Origin of the sequence: Frankia sp. AgB1.9 (assembly GCF_016786355.1) — a bacterium.
Classification (GTDB): domain Bacteria; phylum Actinomycetota; class Actinomycetes; order Frankiales; family Frankiaceae; genus Pseudofrankia.
Map to the genome: position 1 here is coordinate 1 of NZ_JADWYX010000231.1, position 6539 is coordinate 6539.

At 75.9% G+C, this 6539-nt stretch carries 4 protein-coding genes; 2 read left to right on the forward strand and 2 right to left on the reverse strand.

Features of this window, described 5'->3' with window-relative positions:
* Window positions 1-143: 143 nt before the first annotated feature.
* Window positions 144-695 (reverse strand): hypothetical protein, encoded by a 552-nt coding sequence (locus I6A60_RS40550; protein ID WP_307874123.1) that lies wholly within the window; start codon window positions 693-695, stop codon window positions 144-146.
* A 212-nt stretch (window positions 696-907) separates the two neighbouring features.
* Here I6A60_RS40550 and I6A60_RS40555 point away from each other — a divergent pair, with 212 nt between their 5' ends.
* Together I6A60_RS40555 and I6A60_RS40560 are read left to right on the forward strand one after the other, a co-directional pair.
* Complete coding sequence (locus tag I6A60_RS40555; protein WP_203011915.1) at window positions 908-2740, forward strand: glycoside hydrolase family 15 protein; 1833 nt, start codon at window positions 908-910, stop codon at window positions 2738-2740.
* A gap of 135 nt (window positions 2741-2875) precedes the next feature.
* Window positions 2876-4057 (forward strand): hypothetical protein, encoded by a 1182-nt coding sequence (locus I6A60_RS40560; RefSeq protein ID WP_203011916.1) that lies wholly within the window; start codon window positions 2876-2878, stop codon window positions 4055-4057.
* An 18-nt stretch (window positions 4058-4075) separates the two neighbouring features.
* On the opposite strand, the gene I6A60_RS40565 is transcribed toward I6A60_RS40560, so the two are convergent.
* Window positions 4076-6539, reverse strand: a 2464-nt coding sequence (locus tag I6A60_RS40565; protein ID WP_203055878.1) for a pyruvate dehydrogenase, incomplete at its 5' end; no start/stop codon positions are given.

A 6539-nucleotide genomic window follows, 5' to 3' on the forward strand; every position in this document is an offset into this window, starting at 1 on the left:
CACCCCCACCCGACGCCCAGCCCGGGTCGTGAACTCATGCCGCAACCCGATCCCGGGCAGCGCGGTCTCCTCGATCTGCACGGCGCCGCCTTTCTTTGCTGGCCCAGGGTCCGGGCCCGTTATTGGCCTTGTGTCCCGGCCGGTTATTGGCCCTGGGTCTCGGTGTTGATGCCGATGACGCCGGGGCGGCCCGAGACGCAGTGGAACAGCTTGGCCCGGTCGGAGCTGGAGGCCTTGGTCAGGTTGTAACGCAGCGGGTAGACCCGGGTGACGTCCAGGTCGTTGCGGTCCGGAGGTTCCTGGATCGCCCCGCCGACGGTCGGACAGGCATCGCGGACGGCGTCCTTCTGAGCCTTGGTGGCGTCCCCGGTGAAGTAGACGACCCCTTCGACGGTAGGCGGCGGGCCGTCGACGATCGCGTAGATCCCGAAACCGATCAGGCCGAGCGTCGCGATCGCCCCGAGCACGACGTAGGTCCGCCGGCGCGGGTCGCGCAGGTAGCGCCAGGCCTGCGCCCAGAGGGAGGGCTGGGGCGGCCGGACCCGGGCGGGGCGCGGGGCGGCCGGGGTGTCCACGGCGGCCGGGGTGTTCAGGGAGGCCGGGGTGTTCAGCGCGGCCGGGGTGTTCAGGGCGTCCGCCTCCGGCGCCTCGGTCGTCGCGGGTGCCGGTTGCGGTGGCGGCGGGTTTGCGGTCACTCTGGGGAATCCCCGTCCGATCGGGCCATGGTGTCAGGTCCAGCCCACACGGGGACCACCCGGTCGGGCCGTACCCCCAACCTAGCCCGGCGAACAGGCTCGTAATGTGTTGCGCCTGCCCTCGCGGCTGGCGTCGGCCACGCCCATCAGGGCTGGCGGCCGGCCGCGCGGGCACCAGCGGCGACGCCGCATCATCCCCGCTAGGAGTGGCCGTGGCATCGCTCATCGAGGACTACGCGCTGATCGGCGACACGCATTCGGCGGCGCTGGTCTCCCGGGACGGCTCGATCGACTGGCTGTGCCTGCCACGTTTCGACTCGCCGGCCTGCTTCGCGGCGCTGCTGGGCGACGACGACGCCGGCCGGTGGCGGATCGCCCCGGTCGAGCCGGTCGTGTCGGTGGTTCGCCGGTACCGGGGCGACACCCTGGTGCTGGAGACGGACATGACCACCGCCACCGGCACGGTCCGGATCACCGACGCGATGCTGCCCCGGGCCGGCGCCCACACCGTGCTGCGGCTGGTCGAGGGCCTGTCCGGCACGGTCCGGATGCGCAGCGAGGCGCGGTTCCGGTTCGACTACGGGTCGATCGTGCCGTGGGTGCGTCGCCGCGACGAGCACACGGTGACCGCGATCGCCGGCCCGGACGCCGTCACGCTGCGCACGACCGCGCCGATGGAGAGCCACGACCTGGCGACGTTCGCCGAGTTCGAGGTGGCCGCCGGCCAGGCCGTCCCGTTCTCGCTGAGCTGGTACCCGTCGCACCAGCCGACCCCGCCGCCGCCCGCCGTCCGCCAGATGATCGCCGAGACCGAGGCGTGGTGGACCGACTGGATGGCCGGCTGCACCTACGACGGCCTGTACCAGTCCGCCGTGCGCCGATCCCTGATCACGCTGAAGGCGCTCACCTTCGCGCCGACCGGTGGGATCGTGGCCGCCGTCACCACCTCGCTGCCCGAGCACATCGGCGGCGTGCGCAACTGGGACTACCGCTACTGCTGGCTGCGGGACGCGACGATCACCCTGCTGGCCCTGCTCGACGCCGGGTTCACCAGCGAGGCGCTGGCCTGGCGGGAATGGCTGCTGCGCGCGGTCGGCGGCGACCCGTCCCGCGTCCAGATCATGTACGGGGTGGCCGGTGAGCGGCGGCTGCCCGAGTACGAGGTCTCCTGGCTGCCCGGCTACGAGGGCTCGGCCCCGGTCCGGGTCGGGAACGCCGCCGTCGACCAGTTCCAGCTCGACGTCTACGGCGAGGTCCTCGACGCGCTGCACGTCGCCAGGATGGCCACCGAGGTCGACGGCCGGGACGACGCCTGGGGCCTGCAGACCAAGCTGATGGAGTTCCTGGAGACCGGCTGGCGCAAGCCCGACGAGGGGATCTGGGAGGTCCGCGGCCCGCGCCGGCACTTCACCCACTCGAAGGTGATGGCCTGGGTCGCGGCCGACCGGGCGGTCAAGGGCATCGTCGAGTCCGGCCTGCCGGGGCCGACGGACCGCTGGGCGGCGCTGCGGGACGAGATCCACCGCGAGGTCTGCGAACGCGGCTTCGACCCCGAGCGGGGCACCTTCACCCAGTACTACGGCTCCACCGAACTGGACGCCGCGCTGCTCTACATGCCGCTCGTCGGCTTCCTGCCGGCCACCGACCCGCGCGTCGTCGGCACGGTCGCCGCGATCGAGCGGGAGCTGCTGGAGGACGGCTTCGTCAACCGCTACCCGACGGCCGCGGACGGCGCCGTCGACGGCCTGCCCGCCGGCGAGGGGGCGTTCCTGGCCTGCACCTTCTGGCTAGCGGACAACTACGCGCTGTCCGGCCGGGTCCGCGAGGCCCAGGAGCTGTTCGAGCGGCTGCTGGCGCTGCGCAACGACGTCGGCCTGCTCGCCGAGGAGTACGACCCCCGGCTCGGGCGGATGACCGGCAACTTCCCGCAGGCGTTCAGCCACGTTCCGCTGGTCAACACCGCGCGGACACTTACCGACGCGCTGGGTGGCATGCCGCGGTCCCGGATCGACCGTGCCTATCCGCCGGGCCACTTCTTCGGCTGAGCGGCCGCTGAGCGGCCTTAGGTTGTGACGAGGTGCGACACAAGCATCGCCAGACGTGGTCAACCTCGTGACTGACTCAAACCGGACTCCCAAGCGGCCGTGTGATGGATTCCTGGGGCTACTACTCTTCCGGTTATGGACGACCACGCAGGTCAGGTCGCGGCCACCGGACAGCAGCTGACCCCACAGAACCTCGAACGGCTGGCGAAGCTGGCCAGAGAGCGCGGTGAGCCGGACACGCTGCTGGCCGCCCTGGAGGCGTTGGTCTCTCTGAGCAGGGAACGCGTCGCCTCGGCCACCAGCGGAGTCGCCGATCTCGGGCACCTCGCCGCCGCGCTCATCGAGTACGGCGACGCCCTGCTCGACCACGACCAGGCGCCGCTCGCCCAGGAGAACTACGAGGAAGCGCTGCGGATCAACCGGCACCTGGCCACGGCCGACCGCACGCCCGAGTCCGAGCGCCGGCTCGGGGTCAGCCTGGAACGCGCCGGGGCCGCCCGCGCCGCGCTCGGCGACCTCGTCGGCGCCCTGGACATCCAGACCGAGTGCCTGGCGCTCGCGCACCGGCTGCTGGCCGACGGCGCGTCCGCGCCGACCGCCCGCCAGCGCCTCGCCAACACCCTCGAGAAGATCGGGGACCTGCGTCAGCAGCAGGGCGACACCAAGGCCGCGCTGGACGCGTACTCGGAGGCCCTGGAGGTGCGGCGCGGGCTGCTCACCGTGTACGGCGAGGTCGCCCCGCTGCTGCGGGACATCTCCCGTGGGCTGCTCGACGTCGGCGACATGCTGCGGCTGCGGGGCGACAGTCCGGGCGCGCTCGTCCGCTACAACGAGGGCGTCGCGACGGCCCGCCGGGCGCTCAACGCCGCCTCGGCCGGCGGCACCGACATCGACCCGACCGTGCCGCGTGCCCTGTTCCACTCGCTGAGCCTGGTCGGCAACATGCGCTACGACCAGGGGGACGTCGCCGGCGCTCTGGACTCCTACGACGAGTCGCTGAAGCTGGTGCGCTGGCTGCGGACCGAGTACGGCGAGCACCCGACGGTGCTGCGCGACCTGTCGGTCGGGCTCGACAAGGTCGCCGGGGCGAAGGAGGCCCTCGGTGACCTGCCGGTCGCGGCCGACGGCTTCGAGGAGGCCCTCGACGTCGAGCGCCGCCGCCGCCAGATCGTCGGCGACCGTCCCGAGATCCTGCGTGACCTGGTCTGGGCCCTCGAACAGGTGGCCCGGGTGCGCGCGATCGGCGGCGACGCGGCCGGTTCCGCCGCCGCCGGCCGCGAGGCGCTGGCGCTGCGCGAGGCCAACGTCAGCGGCTGACCCGACCCGTCCCGGCCGTCATCGGTCGGTCTGGTCCAGGCCCGTCGGGGCGTCGGCGTCGCGCCCGAGCAGGCGCAGCGCCGCCGCGACGATGGTGTCGGTCCCGACGGGCGCGCCCGCATCGGAGCCAGCACCGACAGGGTCCGAGACGGCAGGGTCCGAGCCGACGGGGTCCGAGCCGACGGCGGCGAGCCGGTCTCCGTGGACGCCGGCCAGGAAGCCGAGCTGACGGGCGTCGCCGTCGACGACGGTCACCAGTGGGCTGCGCAGGCCAGCCGGGAGCAGCTGCGCGAGCACCCGGGAACGGTCCGCGGCGCCCGCGCCCGGTCCGTCGTCGTCGTCGTGGGCACGCTCGTCCCTGGCGCGCAGCGCGTCGAACAGCAGGTCGGCCGACGTCACGACGGCCACCGCGATCCCGCCGCCCAGCCGGTCACCGAGCTCGTCCGCCGCGGCCAGCACCTCCGGGAGGACCGCGCCCATCCCGACCAGCGTCAGCAGCGGCGCCGGCCCACCCGACCGCAGCCGGTAGCCGCCGGCCAGCACGCCCGCCCGCCGGTCGTCACGGCGCGGCCCGGCGGCGGGCACGTCCGCCGCCCGCTGGTCGACCGGCCGCGCCGACAGCCGCAGCAGGCTGGACGAGCCGTCGGCGCGGCCCAGGTCGCCGAGCGCCGCCAGCAGGCACCACGCCAGGTCCTGGGCGAAGGCCGGCTCGTAGCGGGTCACCCCGGGCAGCCCGGCGCCCCCCGGGCCCCCCCGCCCCCCCCGGGCCGGGGGGCCCCGGGCGCCCCCCCCCCCCCCCGGCCGGCCGGTGTCGGTGACCGCGAGCACCGAGCGCGCGTCGGTCGCGCAGCCGGCCGCCCAGGCGGCCACGACCCGGCCGGCGGCGAGCTCGTCGGTGACTCCGATCGGCAGCAGCGGCAGGCCCTGGCGGTTCCACGCGACGCCCAGGTTTCCCAGGACCCCGGCGAAGGCGCCCGGGGCGAGCGCCCCGGCGACGTGGCGCCGCCCGGCCGGGGACGCCAGCGCCGCGCCCGCGTCCGCCCCGGGTTCGAGCCACCCGGCGACGATGCCGTCGGCGTCCCTCGTCGAGACCGTGACGATCGCGTCGACTGCCTCGGGCGCGGCGCCGGCCAGGCCGCGCAGCAGGTCCCCGAAGGCCGACTGGGTCGATGAGAGCGCCCGGCCGTCGCCGCCGGTCTCCAGGTCCGTCGGGACGGGCGGTGGGAGTGGGGCCGCGCGGGCCGCCCGGTCCAGGTAGGACGCGACGTGGGCGGCCAGCCGGGCGCCGCGGCCGCCCTGGCCGGACCGCCCGCCGGCCAGCGGCTGGAGCGCCGATCCGCCGGCGACCGGCGTGACCACCGGGCCGGCGCCGGCCGTTCCCTGGCCCATCGGGCGGATCGAGGTGATCCCGACGGCCGGCGCCGGGCCCTGGCGGACCTCGTGGGCCACCGGGTCGCGGGTCGCCTGATCGTGGACATGGGCGAACAGCACGGTCGGCCGGTCCTGGGCCACCTCGTCGAAGGCGTCGATCAGCAGCGCCAGGTCGTGGCCGCCCAGATCGCGCAGCGCCGCGTGGATCTCGTCGTCGGTCAGCGTGTCCACCAGCCCGGCGATGCCGACGCCCGCCGTACCCGGCCCGGCGAGCCGGCGGCGCAACGCCAGCCCGTGGGTGGCCAGCAGCTCGCGGTACTCCTCCTGGCCCATCCGGCTGAGGCGCCCGCGCAGCGCCTGCCCGCCGGGACGGCCGAACAGCGCGGCCAGCCGCCTGCCGTGGCGAAGGGTGAGCACCTGCCAGCCGGCGGCCTCGAACATCCGCGCGGCCCGGTCCGGGCCGGCGGGCCCGCCGCGGCCGGCCCGCTCCGCCCCGGCCGCCGCGGCGCCGCCCGCGGCCCCCGCGGCCCGCCCCCCCCCGCCCCGCGCGCCGCGGTAGGGCGGGCGCGCGGCGGGGGCCCCCTCCCAGACGGCCGCGTCCCGCAGCTCGGGGTACTCGAGGACGCAGACGATCCGGCCGTCCTGGGCGTGGTCGAACCGGGTGCCGGCGAACCGCCGGGCCAGCGCGCCCCAGACGGTCCCGCTCGGCCCTGCCGTGCCGGCGCCGGTCGCCCGCAACGCCCGTGCCGACCGGCCCGCGGGCACCGGCAGCCGGCCCGCGGCCGGCCCGCCGTCGGCTCCGATGCCGGCTCCGATGCCGGCACCGTCGCCGGTGGCGGCGGTCGCGGGCTCCGCCGGGCGCGACGCCTCCAGCACGTCGTGGACGGCGGCCAGCAGCGGCGCCGCGTGCGGCGTCACGCTGACCCGATCCTCGGCGCGCAGCGAGTCGAACCAGAGCACGGCCGCGACGGACGAGCCCGCCGTCGTCAGCGCGTGGCGCCGGTCGGCCGACCCGTGGCCGAGGTCGCCGGCGAGGGCGGCGGTCTCGACGCCGGCCGTCGCGAGCAGGCGCAGCCGGTCCTCGACCTCGGCCAGCGCGCCGAGGTCGAGG

What these genes read in the sequence shown, in the direction of transcription:
- I6A60_RS40560 (WP_203011916.1), top strand. Translation starts at nt 2,876, where the DNA reads ATGGACGACCACGCAGGTCAGGTCGCGGCCACCGGACAGCAGCTGACC.